General features: G+C 62.6%; 15 protein-coding genes. 10 read left to right on the top strand and 5 right to left on the bottom strand.

All coding sequences use genetic code 11. The annotated features are described in order from the left end of the window. Positions 1 to 13 precede the first annotated feature (13 nt). The 3 genes from HNR59_RS17950 to HNR59_RS17940 are packed head-to-tail and all read right to left on the bottom strand — an operon-like array spanning position 14 to position 3,994. On the bottom strand, positions 14 to 1,543 hold the full coding sequence (locus tag HNR59_RS17950; protein WP_183832406.1) for an ABC transporter substrate-binding protein: 1,530 nt from the start codon (positions 1,541 to 1,543) through the stop codon (positions 14 to 16). Between the two features lie 19 nt (positions 1,544 to 1,562). Further along, positions 1,563 to 3,407, bottom strand: coding sequence for an ABC transporter ATP-binding protein (locus HNR59_RS17945; RefSeq protein WP_183832405.1), 1,845 nt, complete (start codon positions 3,405 to 3,407; stop codon positions 1,563 to 1,565). Between the two features lie 8 nt (positions 3,408 to 3,415). Beyond that, positions 3,416 to 3,994 carry a winged helix DNA-binding protein gene (locus tag HNR59_RS17940; RefSeq protein ID WP_183832404.1) on the bottom strand — a complete coding sequence of 193 codons (579 nt, stop codon included), beginning with the start codon at positions 3,992 to 3,994 and terminating at the stop codon, positions 3,416 to 3,418. A 289-nt stretch (positions 3,995 to 4,283) separates the two neighbouring features. Here HNR59_RS17940 and HNR59_RS17935 point away from each other — a divergent pair, with 289 nt between their 5' ends. From HNR59_RS17935 to HNR59_RS17920, 4 genes are all read left to right on the top strand, one after another. After that, positions 4,284 to 4,994: a CoA transferase subunit A gene (locus tag HNR59_RS17935; RefSeq protein ID WP_183832403.1), complete on the top strand. Its 711-nt coding sequence runs from the start codon at positions 4,284 to 4,286 to the stop codon at positions 4,992 to 4,994. Beyond that, positions 4,994 to 5,626 carry a 3-oxoacid CoA-transferase subunit B gene (locus HNR59_RS17930; protein WP_183832402.1) on the top strand — a complete coding sequence of 211 codons (633 nt, stop codon included), beginning with the start codon at positions 4,994 to 4,996 and terminating at the stop codon, positions 5,624 to 5,626. Before HNR59_RS17935 ends, HNR59_RS17930 begins: the two co-directional genes overlap by 1 nt. A 117-nt stretch (positions 5,627 to 5,743) precedes the next feature. After that, on the top strand, positions 5,744 to 6,352 hold the full coding sequence (locus HNR59_RS17925; RefSeq protein WP_246374824.1) for a PAS and helix-turn-helix domain-containing protein: 609 nt from the start codon (positions 5,744 to 5,746) through the stop codon (positions 6,350 to 6,352). A gap of 138 nt (positions 6,353 to 6,490) precedes the next feature. After that, entirely contained in the window at positions 6,491 to 7,327 is an 837-nt protein-coding gene (locus HNR59_RS17920) for a universal stress protein (RefSeq protein ID WP_183832401.1), read from the top strand. A 32-nt stretch (positions 7,328 to 7,359) separates the two neighbouring features. Here the strand turns inward: HNR59_RS17920 and HNR59_RS17915 are convergent, their stop codons facing one another. After that, the gene (locus tag HNR59_RS17915) at positions 7,360 to 8,124 is read right to left on the bottom strand and encodes a histidine utilization transcriptional repressor HutC (RefSeq protein ID WP_183832400.1); all 765 of its coding nucleotides are present in this window, start codon (positions 8,122 to 8,124) and stop codon (positions 7,360 to 7,362) included. A gap of 454 nt (positions 8,125 to 8,578) precedes the next feature. On the opposite strand from HNR59_RS17915, the gene HNR59_RS17910 reads away from it, so the two are divergent. The 6 genes from HNR59_RS17910 (at position 8,579) to HNR59_RS17885 (ending at position 14,171) form a co-directional block, all read left to right on the top strand. After that, positions 8,579 to 9,739: a CaiB/BaiF CoA transferase family protein gene (locus HNR59_RS17910; RefSeq protein ID WP_343060861.1), complete on the top strand. Its 1,161-nt coding sequence runs from the start codon at positions 8,579 to 8,581 to the stop codon at positions 9,737 to 9,739. Next, positions 9,726 to 10,889: an acyl-CoA dehydrogenase family protein gene (locus HNR59_RS17905; RefSeq protein WP_183832398.1), complete on the top strand. Its 1,164-nt coding sequence runs from the start codon at positions 9,726 to 9,728 to the stop codon at positions 10,887 to 10,889. Before HNR59_RS17910 ends, HNR59_RS17905 begins: the two co-directional genes overlap by 14 nt. A 216-nt stretch (positions 10,890 to 11,105) precedes the next feature. After that, a complete protein-coding gene (locus HNR59_RS17900) occupies positions 11,106 to 11,924 on the top strand; it encodes a transporter substrate-binding domain-containing protein (RefSeq protein WP_183832397.1) in 819 nt (272 codons plus the stop codon). 159 nt (positions 11,925 to 12,083) lie between these two features. After that, positions 12,084 to 12,731: an amino acid ABC transporter permease gene (locus tag HNR59_RS17895; RefSeq protein ID WP_183832396.1), complete on the top strand. Its 648-nt coding sequence runs from the start codon at positions 12,084 to 12,086 to the stop codon at positions 12,729 to 12,731. After that, positions 12,731 to 13,393, top strand: coding sequence for an amino acid ABC transporter permease (locus tag HNR59_RS17890; protein ID WP_183832395.1), 663 nt, complete (start codon positions 12,731 to 12,733; stop codon positions 13,391 to 13,393). The genes HNR59_RS17895 and HNR59_RS17890 overlap by 1 nt, the downstream gene beginning before the upstream one ends. A 1-nt stretch (position 13,394) precedes the next feature. Further along, positions 13,395 to 14,171, top strand: a complete 777-nt coding sequence (locus HNR59_RS17885; protein WP_183832394.1) for an amino acid ABC transporter ATP-binding protein — start codon at positions 13,395 to 13,397, stop codon at positions 14,169 to 14,171. A 78-nt stretch (positions 14,172 to 14,249) separates the two neighbouring features. Here the strand turns inward: HNR59_RS17885 and ade are convergent, their stop codons facing one another. After that, a complete protein-coding gene (gene ade / locus HNR59_RS17880) occupies positions 14,250 to 15,959 on the bottom strand; it encodes an adenine deaminase (RefSeq protein ID WP_246374823.1) in 1,710 nt (569 codons plus the stop codon). Positions 15,960 to 16,084: the final 125 nt, after the last annotated feature.

Genomic DNA, 16,084 nt, shown 5'->3' with positions numbered 1-16,084 from the left:
GGGGCAAAGTTCATTACTGGACTTCAACTGCATTGAGACGCAGACGATTGTCCGGCGCCGGGTCGAAGTTTTTCACGCGTTTGTTGATGCCGTAGAGCGCCTTGGAGTTGTAAAGCGGCATCTCAAGGACCCGATCCGCCGCATAAACGGCAATTTCCTTCAGGATGCGTTCCCGCTCTGCGCGGTCTGTCAGCGGACGCTGACTCTCCAGCAGCTCGTCCAGCTTCGGGTCGCTGTCGTAGGGGTTCCACTTTTCGCCGGTGTGATACATCGCGTAGGCGGTGTTGTCGTAATCGAACGTCCAGCCGCCCCAGCCCTGCTGGAACATCGCGCCGGTCTTGCCCTGCGGGATGATGTCGTTCAGCATGGTGTTCAGCTCGATCGGCTGGATGGTCGCGGTAACGCCGACCATCGACAGATAGGCGGCAACGGCCTGTGCGACCTCACCGAAGGTTGCGTCGTTGCCGCGCACGTCGATCTGCACGGTCGCGCCGGGCTTGACGCCAGCTTCGTCCAGCAGCGCCTTGGCGCCTTCCGGATCATAGGGGAGAGGCTTCAGCTCCGGATCGTAGCCAAAGGAAAGCGGGCTCTGAAAACTGGCGATCACATCGGCCTGTCCGCCAAGGATTTCCTTGACGATGGTTTCGCGGTCGACCGCCATGATCAGCGCCTTGCGCACACGCACGTCGGCGGTAATGCCGTCGCGCGTGTTGTAGCGCAGCGCCCAGACGGTCGGCGAGGTTACCGAAGCCAGTTCCAGATTTGGATCGGCCTCGATGGTCGGCACCATGGCTACCGGAATGGTCGGCGGGATGACGACGTCGACACGGCCTGCCTGCAGTTCCGCAACAGCGGTCGCCGGCTCGGTGATGAAGCGATATTCGAGCTCGGAAACCTTCGCCTTGTCGCCCCAGAAGTCCCCGAAGGCTTCAAGCTTCAGCGAAACTTTGGGATCGTATGAGACGAACTTGAACGGGCCGGTGCCGACCGGATTGAGGTTGAAGAACTCCTCGGTGTTTTCCGAAACATATTTCGGCGGCACGATCATCGCGCCATAGCCGGCAAGCTTGGTCAGAAGAACCGGGTCGGGGGCGCCCAGATGCAGATCGACAGTGTGGTCGTCGATGATCTCGACCTTGGTAATCGAGGTGTAGTTCGAGCGCTGCGGGCCTTTCCCGCCCTCATCGCCGAGCAGGCGATCGAAGGTGAACTTGACGGCTTCCGCATTGAAGGGCTCGCCATTGTGGAACGTCACTCCGGCGCGAAGCTTGAAACGGATGCGCTTGCCCTCGTCCAGTTCTTCCCAGGATTCGGCCAGCGCCGGCACGATCTTCATGTCGGGGCCGCGATAGGTCAGCCCGTCGAAGATGTTGGTGGCGGCCGAGGCCCAGTTCACGAGAAAGGTGTCGATCGGGTCCCATGAGCCCGGATCCTGCGGCGAAGACACGACCAGCTTGCCCTCGGCAAAGGCCGGAGCGGTAAAGGCCGTGGTGGCCAGCAGAAGCGCTGTGGCTCCGGCTCTGAAGATGTTAAGTGGCGACATCTGAATCTCCCATTGTCGTTCATTTCAAGGTGTCAAAATGTTCGGCCACGAAGTGACCGGGCGAAATTTCCTGAAGCGGAATGACGGGCGGCTCATCACCGACGGCACGTGTGGTCGAAGGAATTTCACCTTCCAGCGCCGGGCGTTCAACGCGCCGGGCGGGATCGGCAACCGGAACTGCGGACAGAAGCCGCCGCGTGTAGGGATGGGCCGTCTGTTCAAAGACCTGCGCGCGGCTGCCGAGTTCCGTGATCTGGCCCGTGTAGAGCACCGCAACACGATGGCTCATCTTTTCGACCACCGCCATGTCGTGCGAGATGAAGAGATAGGACAGGCCCTCGTCCTTCTGCAGGTCCATGAACAGATTGATGATCTGCGCCTGCACCGACACGTCCAGCGCCGAAAGCGCCTCATCGGCGATGATAAGACGCGGCTTCGATGAAAGCGCGCGGGCTATGCAGATGCGCTGACGCTGGCCGCCGGAGAACTCGTGCGGATAGCGCGACGCCATCGAAGGCTGGAGGCCGACACGCTCAAGCAGTTCGCCGACCCGCAGCGTGATGTCGCGATTGTTGTCCAGAATGCCATGGGTGCGGATCGGCTCGGCTATGGAATAACCCACGGTCTTGCGCGGATCGAGCGACGCAAAGGGGTCCTGAAAGATATACTGCACATCGCGGCGCAGGCGCTGCCGCTCGCCGCGGCTCATTGCGGACATCAGTTTTCCGCTGAACCTCACCTCACCCGAAACAGGGTTCTGAAGCTGCTGGATAGTCCGGCCTATGGTGGATTTTCCCGAGCCCGATTCACCGACAAGCGCCAGTGTCTCCCCGGGATATATGTCAAAGCTGACATGGTTGACCGCGCTGCATCTGTGCGTCGCCCGGCCAAAGAAGTTTTTCCTGATGTCGAAACGTACCAGCAGATCGCGCACCTGAAGCAATGGCGCGCCGGAATAATCCGCCGTATCCTGATCACGGGTTTCGCCTACGAGCCTTGGCTTGTCGCCGTCCAGGACCGTGAGGGCTTCGCGCAACGGCAGCGGCCGGCCAGCCATCGAGCCGAGGCGCGGCACGGCTGAAAGCAGCACCTTTGTATAGGGATGCTGTGGCGCGGCGAAGATTTTCCCGACCGCGCCTTCCTCGACCTTCTTTCCCTTCCACATCACGACGACATCATCGGCCATCTCAGCCACCACGCCCATGTCGTGCGTGATGAAGATCACCGCCATACCGAGTTCGGCCTGCAATTCCCGGATTATGGTGAGAATCTGGGCCTGAACGGTAACGTCCAGAGCGGTCGTCGGCTCGTCCGCAATCAGGAGCCTGGGGCGGCAGGCGAGCGCCATGGCGATCATCACGCGCTGGCGCATACCGCCTGAGAGCTGATGCGGATGACGGGTCAGCAGATTGGCGGCATCGGGAAGACGCACAAGCGTCAGCAGCCGCTCCGCCTCGGCCATCGCCGCCGCCCTGGTCATTCCCTCATGCAGCATCAGCACTTCCGCCAGCTGGTCACCGATGGTGAAAACCGGATTGAGCGAGGTCATGGGCTCCTGAAAGATCATTGCGATCTCATTGCCCCTGATGCGGCGCATCGCCTTCTGATCGGCGGCCAGCAGGTCGACCTGCGACTGTTCCCGGCAAAAGAGAATTCTGCCCTGCGGGTAGCTGGCCCCGGCCATGTCGGCCAGACGCATGATCGACATCGACGTGACCGATTTGCCGGAACCGCTCTCTCCGACGATAGCGGTGGTGCGGCCTGCGCGGACGGAAAAGCTGAGATCATCGATAACGCGGGTTTCCCCGAAATTCACCGAAAGACCCTCGACCCGAAGCAGATCATTGGCAGCAGGGAGCGACATCAAAATCCTCAGAAGGTGGCGGCGGCCCGCGCAGCCTGATTGTACGTTCCCGAAAGCATCCGCAGAAGAGAGCCGAGATGGGACAGCTCGGATTCGGGAATGCGCGCCTGGCTGGCAATGTCCAGCAGCAGCTTTTCACGCAGCTGTCCGTAGCGCCGGCAGACCTCGAAGCCGGCGTCGCTGATCTCCACCATCTTTTCCTTGCCGGCACGGCGCGTCTTGATGAGCCCGGCCGCCTCAAGCTTCTTCACGGCATAGGAGACGACATGAATATCTTCGATGTCGAGCACCAGGGCGATGTCGGCCATCCGCTTTTCCCGGCCGCGATGGGCAACCGAATGGAGAATGGCCACTTCCGTGGAGGAAAGGCCCGGCTGGCCGGAGGCCGCCATGCAGCGGACCATCCAGCGGTTGAAGGCGCTGGTTGCAATCATCAGCCCATATTCGACTTCAGACAGGGCGGGGGAGCGTCCGGCCGCCAGATGCGCCGACGAAACGACCGGCCCGATTCCGATATTTCCGGGCTCCTCGCTCGCCTGCGTGTCGATGACCGCAATAGGTAATGCTCTGCTTTGTACCCGACCCATTCTCGTCCCTTCTTTTGCATATCATCGATAATTTATAGATATCTTGTCAATGGAAATTCCTGAACCAAAGGAATCGCCTGCCCCGAGGCCTATTCGGGACAGCATGAATAGGTGGTTGCATGGCCGGGCCGGGCTCTTCAGTTTTGCCCGGCCAAACAGACGCCGGACCGAAGCGCTCTTACGTATTTTTACGTATTCCCGAGAGCGGCCTGATAAAGGATTGTGAGCCTGGAATGCAGGTGAGGCTCCGCTATGCCCGGAACACTCGCCTGAAGGACTGGGAGGTTTCATGAAACACACAAAGATCTATCCCGATGCCCGTGCGGCGCTCGACGGGCTTTTGCGAAACGACATGCTGATTGCGGCGGGTGGCTTTGGCCTTTGCGGCATTCCCGAATTGCTGATTGCGGCGATCCGGGACAGCGGCGTCACGGGGCTCACCGTTGCGTCCAACAATGCCGGCGTCGATGGCTTTGGCCTCGGCGTTCTGCTGGAAACCCGGCAGGTCAAAAAGATGATCTCGTCCTATGTCGGCGAGAATGCCGAATTCATGCGGCAATATCTGGCGGGAGAGCTTGAACTCGAATTCAACCCGCAGGGCACGCTGGCTGAACGCATGCGCGCCGGCGGCGCCGGAATTCCCGGCTTCTACACGAAGACTGGCGTGGGAACCGTGATCGCCGAAGGCAAGGAACACCACGACTTCGATGGTGAAACCTACATTCTGGAGCGCGGACTGGTTGCCGATCTGGCGATCGTGAAGGCATGGAAGGCCGACCCCTCCGGCAACGTCATCTTCCGCAAGACCGCCCGAAACTTCAACCTGCCCGCTGCCACCTGCGGCAAGGTCTGCGTGGCGGAAGTTGAGGAGATCGTGCCGCTCGGTTCGCTCGAGCCCGACCACATCCACCTGCCCGGCATCTATGTGCACCGCATCGTGCAGGGCCCGCATGAGAAGCGCATCGAACAGCGCACCACCCGCAAGAGGGAGACGGTCTGATGGCTGGCTGGGATCGCAACGAGATGGCGGCACGCGCCGCCCGTGAGCTTCAGGACGGCTGGTATGTGAACCTCGGCATCGGCATTCCGACTCTGGTGGCCAACTACATCCCCGAAGGCGTCGAGGTCACGCTGCAATCGGAGAACGGCATGCTGGGCATGGGCCCCTTCCCCTATGAGGGCGAGGAAGATCCCGACCTGATCAATGCTGGCAAGCAGACGATCACCGAACTGCCGCAGACGGCCTTCTTCGACAGCGCCACCTCCTTCGCCATGATCCGCGGCGGCAAGATCAACATGGCCATCCTCGGCGCCATGGAAGTGGCCGAGAACGGCGATCTCGCCAACTGGATGATCCCCGGCAAGCTCGTCAAGGGCATGGGCGGCGCCATGGATCTGGTGGCCGGTGTCGGCCGCGTCGTCGTCGTCATGGACCACACCAACAAGGCCGGAGAAACCAAGGTTCTGAAAGCCTGCACCCTGCCGCTGACCGGCAAGGGCGTGGTTGACCGCATCATCACCAATCTGGGCGTGCTCGACGTTGTGCCCGGCGGCCTGAAGATCGTTGAATGCGCAGCCGGCGTCAGTGAAGCGGAATTGCGTGCCGCAACGGAAGCCACCATCGTCGGCTAGACCCGGCCAAGCAGTCCGAAAATGAGAATCATTTTCGGACGGCAAGCTCGGGGGCAAAACCTCAAGGCGTATCGCGATGTGTGCCTGCTGCCCGCGCCATCTTGCGGGACCCGCACCATGTCGTATTTATACGCAATGAGCCCCAGACCACCGACCAATCTGGTTCCCGGCACCACCACCTTCAGGCTGGATGACATCCCGCTGCCGATGGTTCATGCCACGCATCGCATCATCCGCGACTGCAACAGCGAGTTTTCATCCTTGTTCGGCTATGAACGCGCCGAACTGGTGGATCAGAGCTTCTCGCGCCTCTACCCGAAGATCGCGGACTTCATCCGTACCGGCTATATGTGGGGCACCCATCTTTCCGGCGGCAAGACCTATTACGACGAGCGCATCATGATGAGCCGGGACGGCCGCACCTTCTGGTGCAGCGTCAACGGGAAATCCCGCCATGCCAGCGATCCTTTCGCCGACGCGCTTTATTGCTTCGAGCCGATGAACCGGCCGGTGTCGCAGACCATGGCCGTCATTACCGATCGCCAGCGCCAGATCCTCACACTGATCGCGCAGGGCAAGACGAGCGAGGAAATCGCACGGGAGCTTGGCCTTTCCCGCCGCACCATAGAAACGCACAGGTTGCGGCTCTGCAGGATAGCGGCAGTGCGCAACTCCTTTGAACTCGTTGCCTGGTTCCTCTCGCAGGAAGGGTCGCGGGAAACCTGAAATTCCTGCTGCACCGGAGAGGCAGAAGCGGCTACGTTTGCGCTGGATCAACCCGGCTTTTGCCATTGCGGCGTAAAAAAGCGGAATGATGCCGTTTTCCGTTCGGGAAAAACGGCGCGACGACAAAGGAGAACCAGCTTGAAAACGCAGCTCTTCGTTCCTCTCGTCACGCATCCCGATGCCAATGCAGACGGGCTGGCCGGACAGGTTGCCGCGATCGCGGCAGGCATGGACGCGGGCATCCATGCGCTTGCCATCAATGTCAGCATTCCCAATGTCTCGACGGCGCTGTCGAAGCTGTTGCTTAACACTCCGGACCTGATCAGGCAGGCCGAAGCGGAAAGCCGGCGTCGCGGGGAGCATCTGCTCGACCTGCTTCGGGAAAACGCTCATAAAGCGGCGGCTGAATTCGACGCTCAGACGATTGCCGTGGCCCTTCCTTTGCTGGCGGAAACCGCCGCGCAGCAGGCTCGCTACTATGATTTCAGCCTCGTCGGGCTGGATGCAGGAAACCAGACCGCGCGCGCCACCGCCGAGGCGGTGGTTTTCGGCTCGGGCCGACCCGCCCTCCTTGTGCCGGAAACGACGAAGCCCTCCGCTTTCGACAACATCGCCATAGCCTGGGATGGCAGCCGTGTCGCCGCGCGGGCCCTGGCAGATGCGCGGCCATTCCTCGAACGGGCTTCCGCCGTCTCCGTCATCACCGTGGTGGACGAAAAGCCGCTGAAAAACGCAGGCGATGAAGAGCGCCTTGCGGCGGCTTTGCGCCAGCGAGGCGTGAATGCCACGGCCTCTACCGTGAAAGCACAGGGCCGTCCCATCGCGGAGGCGCTTCAGCAGGAAGCCCTTCAGCGCGGGTGCCAGCTGCTTGTCATGGGCGGCTACGGACATTCGCGTCTGCGCGACTTCGTGCTTGGCGGCGCTACGGAAGGCGTCCTCAACAACCTCGTGATGCCCGTACTCCTGTCACACTGAACGGAAACGGGAAGTTGCAGCCGCGCCGGAATTCAGACGGCCGGCGCGCTGCCTTCATCCGGCGTCCAGCTGCCGCGATGGTAAATTCCTTCGGTGCTGATGAGATGTCCCGGCTGGCACGCCACCCGAACCGTGGTGATCGGCCCGAGATCGTTCCATGTCGTGCGGTGCATGATCAGCAATGCCTGTCCCGGTTGCGTCTGCAGCAATCGCGCCTCGCGCGCATCCGCGTTGGCCGCGCTGAAGGTCAACTCGGCGCCCAGATAGGGCGCGTTCTGCACCAGCCATTCATTGGCGTTGAGCTGCCAGAAATCGAAGGTTTTGAGTTCGGGTACGGAATCCGTGTTGATCCAGCGGTCTTCGAGCTGAAACGGCTGCCCGTCGCCATAATGCACCGCGCGCATGTGCACCAGAACCTTGCCCGGCGAAAGGCCGAGCCTGGCCGCGATGGCAGGGGGCGCGGGGCTGTGGCGCAGAGCCACCACCCTGTGACCATAAACCCTGCCGGCTTGCTCCACCTGCTCACGCACGATGGAAATCGTCACCGTCGCCTTGCGGACGGGATTGATGGTGACCCGGGTGCCCGCCCTGCGGCGGCGCTCAAGCAGTCCCTCGTCCGCCAGAAGCTGCAATGCCTTGTTGACGGTTGCCCGCGCTGCATCGAACTCGATGGCAAGGTCGGCTTCATCGGGGATGCGCTCCCCCTGCCTCCACTCGCGCTCGACGATACGCCGGCGCACCTCGTTGGCGATATTCTGCGCTTTCGGCGACGTCGATCCCAACGGCTTGTCGATCATGCCAGCCTCATGCTCCTGTCACCTTGCAACCTTCTGTAAAGGTCCGGAAACCGGAATCGGTTGCGGTTCGATCTCATGCCCGATGTGGCGCGTTTCCTCCACCTGTCTTTACGCGCAACACTTTGTCCCACTCGCTCCCAGCGGCCTGTTCAGCGCCCCCTGTTCAGCGCCATTGGGCGTGAAGCCTTCCCCCTAAATAAGTTTATACATAGACCCAATATAAGTATAGACATAGAGGTGGAGTTGTTGTTAGGGTCGGTCAGGGTGAGGAGAATGATGAGGACGCCCGAGAGGCGTCCCGGCTATCCAGACCCGACAGAGTTTCGCTGCCGCATCGGCCACGTATGCGCAGCCCGCACCGGGAGGCTGACATGCCCGAATTCGTTTTGGCGACAAGCCAGACTGCCATGGCCGTATTGGCGCAAAGCGCCGCCTTCATGCCGGGATGCTGTCTGTGAGCGGGCCGCTTTCCGGGATCAGGGTCCTTGACCTTTCGCGCGTTCTGGCCGGTCCCTACTGCACTGCGCTGATGGCCGATCTCGGCGCGCAGATCATCAAGCTCGAACCGCCGGCCGGCGACGACTATCGTCACATCGGTCCGTTCAAAGAAGGCGAAAGCGCACTCTTCACCCTCAACAATCGCGGCAAGCAGAGCCTTGCGCTCGACCTGAAGAAGCCGGCCGATCTGAAGCTCGCGCAGGAGCTGGCCGCCCGCGTCGACGTTGTTGTGGAAAACTTCCGCCCCGGCGTCGCCGCGCGGCTGGGCCTTGGCGCAGAAGCGCTGCGCGCCGCCAATCCGCGCCTCATCTACTGCTCGATTTCCGGTTTCGGCCAGCAGGGGCCGTTCACCGACCTGCCCGCCTACGATCTGGTGGTGCAGGCCATGTCCGGCCTGATGGCCTCGACCGGCGAGGAAGGCGGCGCGCCGCTCAAGACCGGCGAAAGCGTGGCCGATCTCATCGCCGGCCTGTTCGCAAGCTGGTCGATCATGGCGGCCCTGGTGCAGCGCAATGCGACCGGACAGGGCGCCACGATCGACGTCGCCATGTATGACGCCCTTTTCTCCATGCTGACGACCAGCCACGCCCAGTATCTCTACGATGGCGTCATGCCCGGCCGGGTCGGCAACCGCCATCCGCTTTCCACGCCGTTCGGCTGCTTCCGCACCAGCGACGGGCAGGTCGTCATCGCCGTGCTCAATGGCGGCCAGTTCCAGCGTCTGGCGGCGCTGATCGGCAAGCCGGAGATCGCAGCCGATCCCCGCTTCGCCAGCGACAGCAGCCGCACGGAGAACGAGCCCGCCCTGCGCGCGCTGATCGAGGAATGGTCCGGCACGCTGACGACGGAGGAAGCCGTCGCCGCGCTGTCCGCACAGGGCCTGCCCACCGCGCCGATCTGGGACATCGCGCAGGCCGCCAACAACGAGCATGCCTCGACGCGCGGTCTGGTCAGCGAGCTGCCGCATCCTGTTCTCGGGCGCGCGCCGGTTGTCGGCCAGCCCGTACGTTTCGACGGCGACAAGCCCGTCAGCCCGACCTCCGCGCCGCGTCTCGGCGGCGATATCGAGGCGGTTCTCAAGGAATTTGGACTGGAGTACGCGCATGACGCAGATTGACGATCCCTGGCACATGCTGTCCGAAGAGGAGCGCATGTTCTGCGAGGTTCTGGAACGGATGTGCGCCGACAAGATCGCGCCGCTTGCGGCCGAGACCGACGAGACGTCGCGCTTCGTGCATGAGCAGCTCGCCACGCTCGGCGAAGCGGGCATGATGGGCGCCAATCTGCCGGAAGCCTATGGCGGCGGCGGCATTTCCGCCCCTGCCCTGCTGCGGGCCGTATCGATCGTGGCCGGCGCCTGCGGCTCGACCGCCTCGGCCCTGACGGCGCACTATCTAGCGACAGATTCCGTGCTCATCGGCGGCACTGAGGAGCAGAAGCATGAATGGTTGCCCAAGGCCGCCGCGGGCGAGGCGCTGGCCGCCTTCGCGCTGACCGAGCCGACCGCCGGTTCCGATCCCGCCGACATGAAGACGCGGGCGCGGCGCACCGAAAGCGGCTGGCACCTCAAGGGCACCAAGTGCTTCATCTCCAATGGCGGCGTGGCGGATTTCATCATCGTCTACGCCGTGACCGATCCGGAGAAGGCGCATCGCGGCATTTCGGCATTCATCGTGCCGAAGGGCACGCCGGGGCTCGAAGCCGGCCTGCCCGAGAAGACCATGGGCCTCAGGGGCGGCCACGTTTTCACCCTCAATCTCGATTGCCAGCTCCCGCACGATGCCCTGCTCGGCGAAGAAGGCAAGGGCTTCCGTACCGCCATGCAGGTGCTGGACAATGGCCGCATCGAAGTCGCCGCCCAGTGTCTCGGTATGGCAAAGGCAACCATGGACGCCGCCATCGTCTACGCGAAGGACCGCGTCATCGGCGGCATGGCGCTGTCCGATCGCCAGGGCATACGCTGGATGATCGCCGACATGGGCATCGCCTACTCCTCGGCCCTGCTTCTGTCGCAGGAGGCCGCACGCCAGCGCGGCCTTGCCCACGAGCATGGCGGACGTTTTTCGCTCGCCTCCTCGATGGCCAAGCTCGGCGCGTCGGAAGCAGCGGGAAAAATTGCCGACATCGCACTGCAATTGCATGGCGGCTACGGCTATACGCGCGACTTTCCCGTCGAGCGTATCAACCGGGATCTTCGCATCATGCGAATTTACGAGGGATCGAGCGAGATTCAGCGTATCATCATCTCGGGCAATATGCTGGCCTGACGGGCCAGTTAGACTTTGGCAGGCTTCGTGTCCGGGTGACTGGTAACACGTTGAAAAATGAACAATAACGAGGTCACGGACTCACGCGCATGAGAGCAGAGGCAAATGCCCGGCAGCCGCATGAAAATGCAGATACCGGACACTGCATCCACCGGAAGCAGCCGCTGCGCTCATTCTCATGAACTCCCGACATAACCGTCCAGCAAGGAGAACGAAATGACACTTTCCAGAATTCTGAAGTCGGCGCTCGCCGGCATCGCGCTGATGGCTCTGGCGGCTCCCGCCAGCGCTGACCAGCTCGCCGACATCAAGGCCGCCGGCAAGATCGTCACCGCGACCGATATGCACTACGCTCCCTTCGACATGCTGATCGACGGCGTCTATCAGGGCATGACCAAGGACCTGTTCGACGAAGTGTCCAAGGAACTCGGCGTCGAGCCGGTCTATCAGGATATTCCGTGGACGGCCGAACTGCCGGGCCTCGAGGTCAAGAAGTTCGACATCGTGATCGCTCCCGTGACCATCACGCCTGAGCGTATCGAGCGCTACACCTTCACCCTGCCGATCGCCGACGCTACCGTCTCGCTGGTGCGCGCCGCAAACAACACCGAGCTGAAGAAACCCGAAGACATCAAGGGCAAGACCGTTGGCGTCCAGCAGGGCACGGCTCAGTTCCGCCAGCTGCAGGCCTTCGGTGAGAAGCTCGGCGGCGTGACCGTCAAGGAATATGGCACCACCGACGAAGCCTATGCCGATCTCGCGGCCGGCCGCCTCGACGCTGTCGCCGGCTCGCTGCCGAACCTCACCTATCTGGTCAAGAACCGCGGCGAGACCTTCGCCCTGTTCGAGCCGGCCTCCTTCGGCGAGCCGACCTATTTCGCCTGGGTGCTGCGCAAGGGCGATGACAGCGAGAGCTTCTCCAAGGCCATTGCCGACGCCGTCATCAAGATGACCAAGGACGGCCGCGTGAAGGCCATTCAGGAGAAGTGGCTGGGCAGCTACACCGAGCTGCCGCTCGAAGTCCCCACCAAGTAAGTTCTGAGATGCGGGCGGGGCTTGCCTCGCCCGCATTGCCTTGCGCATTTTGCGCGCCGAACGAAAACTCAGGCGCTGCAAAATGCGATAACCAACAAACAGATCGTTTCTGTGAATTGATGAAATGATCTTGTCTGCCCTCACCACTGGCGAGCCGCGATGTTCTCCTTCCAGACTTTCCTCGACAGTTTCGGGCCCCTCTTCTGGGCAGCCCGCTACACGTTGCTGATCTCCGTGCTCGGCATCGCCCTCGGGCTCGTCATTGGAACCCTGATCTGTGCCGCTGCCCTCTCAAAGCAGATATGGCTGCGCCGCTTTGCCGGTCTGTGGGTCAGCTTCCTGCGGGGCGTGCCGCTGCTTGTCCAACTGCTCCTGTTCTACTACCTGCTGCCCGTCATCGGCATCGACGTGCCGGCAATGGTCGCCGCCGTTGTCACGATCGGCGTCTGCGCCAGCGCCTATATTTCCGAGATCTGGCGGGGCGCCATCAACGCGCTGCCGAAGGGTCAGACCGAAGCCGCCACTGCCATCGGCATGGGACCGCGCGACATCTGGACCCGCATCATTCTTCCGCAGGCCGTGAGACTGTCGCTGCCGGCCCTCATCAATGAGCTGATCCTGCTGGTCAAGGTGTCGTCGCTGGTCTCCGTCGTCGGCATTCTGGAACTGACCCGCGCCAGCCAGGCGCAGGCCGCTACCACCTTCAGGCCGCTGGAAGTGTATCTGGCTGCGGCCTGCATCTACCTCCTCATCAACCTGTTCCTGGCCGCGCTCGGCCGCTATCTCGAACACAGGATGGCCGTCTGATGGACTGGAGCATCTTTCAGCAATATGGGCCAATGCTGCTGCGCGGCTTTGGCCTCACCATCCTCTGCTGGCTTCTGGGCACGCTTTTCGGCATGGTGCTGGGCCTCGTCATTGCTCTGATCCAGCGCTATGCGCCACGCCCGGTCGGCTGGATAATGCAGGCCTATATCGAGGTCATCCGCGGCACGCCATTTCTGGTGCAGCTGTTCGTGCTCTATTATGGCGGCCCGCTGGTCGGCCTGCGCCTCGATGCGCTGCCCGCCGGCATTCTTGGCCTTACCATCTATGGCAGCCCCTATTTCGCTGAAATCTTCCGCTCCGCCTTTCAGGCCGTCCCCCATGGCCAGATCGAGGCGGCGCGCGCCATCGGCATGGCGGAGGCCACCATCGTGCGCCGCATTCTGCTGCCTATCGGCCTGGTCTCGGCGTTGCCGGCCCTCGTCAACTTCTCCATCATCCTGACCAAGGAAACGGTGATCCTGTCGATCATCACGGTTCCCGAGCTGATGTACCAGGCACAGCGCATGTCCACCGAGACCTTCCGCTATCTGGAAGCCAATCTCGCGCTGGCGCTGTTCTTCTGGGCGCTGGTCGAAACCATCTCGCGCGCTGGCCGCCGGCTGGAGAAGCGCATCACCGGTTACCTCATCGAAAGGACGTAAGATGATTGCCGCATCATCCGTCGAGATCCGCAAGGTCAACAAATACTACTCCAAGTTCCAGGCGCTGAAGGACATCGACCTGTCGATCCCGCCCGGCAAGGTGACCTGTCTGATCGGGCCCTCCGGCTCGGGCAAGTCCACCCTGCTGCGCTGCATCAACTTTCTGGAAGAGTATGATTCCGGCGAGGTTCTCATCGACGGCAAGCTGATCGGCTACGAGACCGCCGGCGGCGCGAAGATGAGCGGGCGCAAGCTGCGCGACATGCGCCGCTCCATCGGCATGGTGTTCCAGCAGTTCAACCTGTGGCCGCACATGACGGCCCTGCAGAACGTGGCCGAGGGCCTGATCCGCGTCCGCGGCATGAAGAAGGCCGAGGCCGAGGCGCGCGCCGCCGAGGCGCTGACCAAGGTGGGTCTGGCCGACCGGATGGCCAACCATCCCTCGCGCCTGTCAGGCGGCCAGCAGCAGCGCGTGGCAATCGCCCGCGCCATTGCCATGGAACCGCGCTTGATGCTGTTCGATGAGCCGACCTCGGCGCTCGACCCGGAACTGGTGGGCGAAGTGCTCAACGTTATGAAGGCGCTGGCCTCGGAAGGCATCACCATGGTCGTCGTCACCCACGAGATGGGCTTTGCCGCCCATGTCGCCGATCAGGTGGCCTTCATGGAGAAGGGCGAGCTGGTCGGCGTCGACGCCCCTGCCCGCATCCTCCATCACCCTGAAGATCCGCGCATTCAGGCGTTCCTCAGAACATATCACGAGCGAAACAGCTTCTGACGCAACAAGACCGGAACACGATGGTTCCGGTTTGCCTCTCCGCAATCGCTGCGAATTGCGCAAGGGTGAGGCGACCGCTCAGGTGCCGATCAGTTCGAAGCGGTTCACATCGACAAGCCCCATGTCGGTGATCTTCAGATGCGGGATCACCGGCAGGGCGATGAAGGCGAGTTGCAGGAACGGCTCCTCCAGCGTCGAGCCGAGAGCAAAGGCAGCGGCGCGCAGCGTCTTCAGTTCGTCACGCACCGTTTCGTAGCTGGCCGTGCTCATCAGTCCGGCAACCGGCAGGGCAAGCTCCGCCAGAACCTTACCATCCTGCACCACCACGAAGCCGCCTTCGATTTCGCCAAGCCGGTTGGCGGCCAGCGCCATGTCCTCGTCCGAGCAGCCGACGATGCAGATATTGTGGCTGTCATGACTGACGGTCGAGGCGATCGCGCCTGACTTCAGCCCAAAGCCGTTGACGAAGCCGGTGGCGATGTTGCCGCTGCGGCCATGGCGTTCGACCACCGCGACCTTGACCACGTCATTGGCGAGATCGATGCCAACCCCGTTTTCGCCGACCGGAAGATCGAATTCGAGGTCGCGGGTGATGATCTGGCCCGGAACGATGCCGATGGTGCGGGTGCGGCCGCTGTTGGAGCGGGCGCGGAAATCCGAGGCTGCCACACGCCGGGCCCTGACGCTGTTACGGCCGACGGGGGCGACCGGCTTGCGCGCGGCGAAGAGATCGTCGCCGACGACACGCCCTGCCGACAGCACGATTTCGGCGCGGCAGCTTTCCAGTGAATCGACCACCACCAGATCGGCGCGCCAGCCGGGCGCTACCAGCCCGCGATCCTTCAGCCCGAAGGCGCGGGCGGCCGAGATCGAGGCGGCGCGGTAGATGGCGAGCGGCTCGACCCCGGCCGCGATCGCCGTGCGGATCATGTAGTCGAGATGGCCCTGATCGGCGATGTCGAGCGGGTTGCGGTCATCGGTGCACAAAGCGATGAAAGGCGAATTGCGCTCGGTTATGATCGGCATCAGCGCGGCAAGGTCCTTCGACACCGAGCCCTCGCGCACCAGCACATGCATGCCCTTGCGCAGCTTTTCCAACGCCTCCTCGGCCGAGGTCGTCTCATGGTCGGTGCGGATTTCGGCGGCCAGATAGCCGTTGAGGTCGTAGCCGCGCACCAGCGGCGCATGGCCGTCGATGTGGCGGCCCTGAAACGCCTGCAGCTTGGCCATGCAGCCGGGGTCCTTGGCCAGAACGCCCGGAAAATTCATGAACTCGGCAAGACCGATCACGCTTGGATGGTCGGCGAAGGGGAGAAGGTCGTCGACCGTCAGCTCCGCGCCCGAGGTTTCCAGATGCGTTGCCGGCACGCAGCTCGAAAGCTGCACGCGAATATCCATGACCGTTTCGGCGACGCTGTCGAGGAAATAGGTGATGCCATCCAGCCCCAGCACATTGGCGATCTCGTGCGGATCGCAGATCGCCGTCGTCACGCCGCAGGGCAGCACGCAGCGGTCGAATTCATGCGGCGTCACCAGCGAGGATTCGATGTGCAGATGGGTGTCGATGAAACCGGGCACGACGATGCGGCCGGAAATGTCGATCTCCTGCACGCCCGCGTACTTCGCGCAGGTGCCCACGATGCGGTCGCCGCAGATGGCGATGTCGCCTTCCACCAGCTCGCCGGTGACGAGATCGAAGAAGCGGCCTCCCTTCAGCACCAGATCGGCCGGCTCGCGGCCGACGCCCTGATCGATCGCGCGCTCGATTGAAAAGCTCTTGTCAGCCATGCCCGTTTCCGTCCGCTTATGCATCATGCGCGCCTAGCAGGCGCTTCATGACACCTATCCCGTATCGCCCCCGCGATACAAGGACATGCAGGCGAGGGATCGTGCTGTGTGCGGAGGAAGCAACC

This window comes from Aquamicrobium lusatiense (genome assembly GCF_014201615.1).
GTDB classification, from domain to species: Bacteria; Pseudomonadota; Alphaproteobacteria; order Rhizobiales; family Rhizobiaceae; genus Mesorhizobium; species Mesorhizobium lusatiense.
The sequence above is the reverse complement of the archived record's forward strand: the minus strand, read 5'-3'. Positions and strand labels throughout refer to the sequence as shown.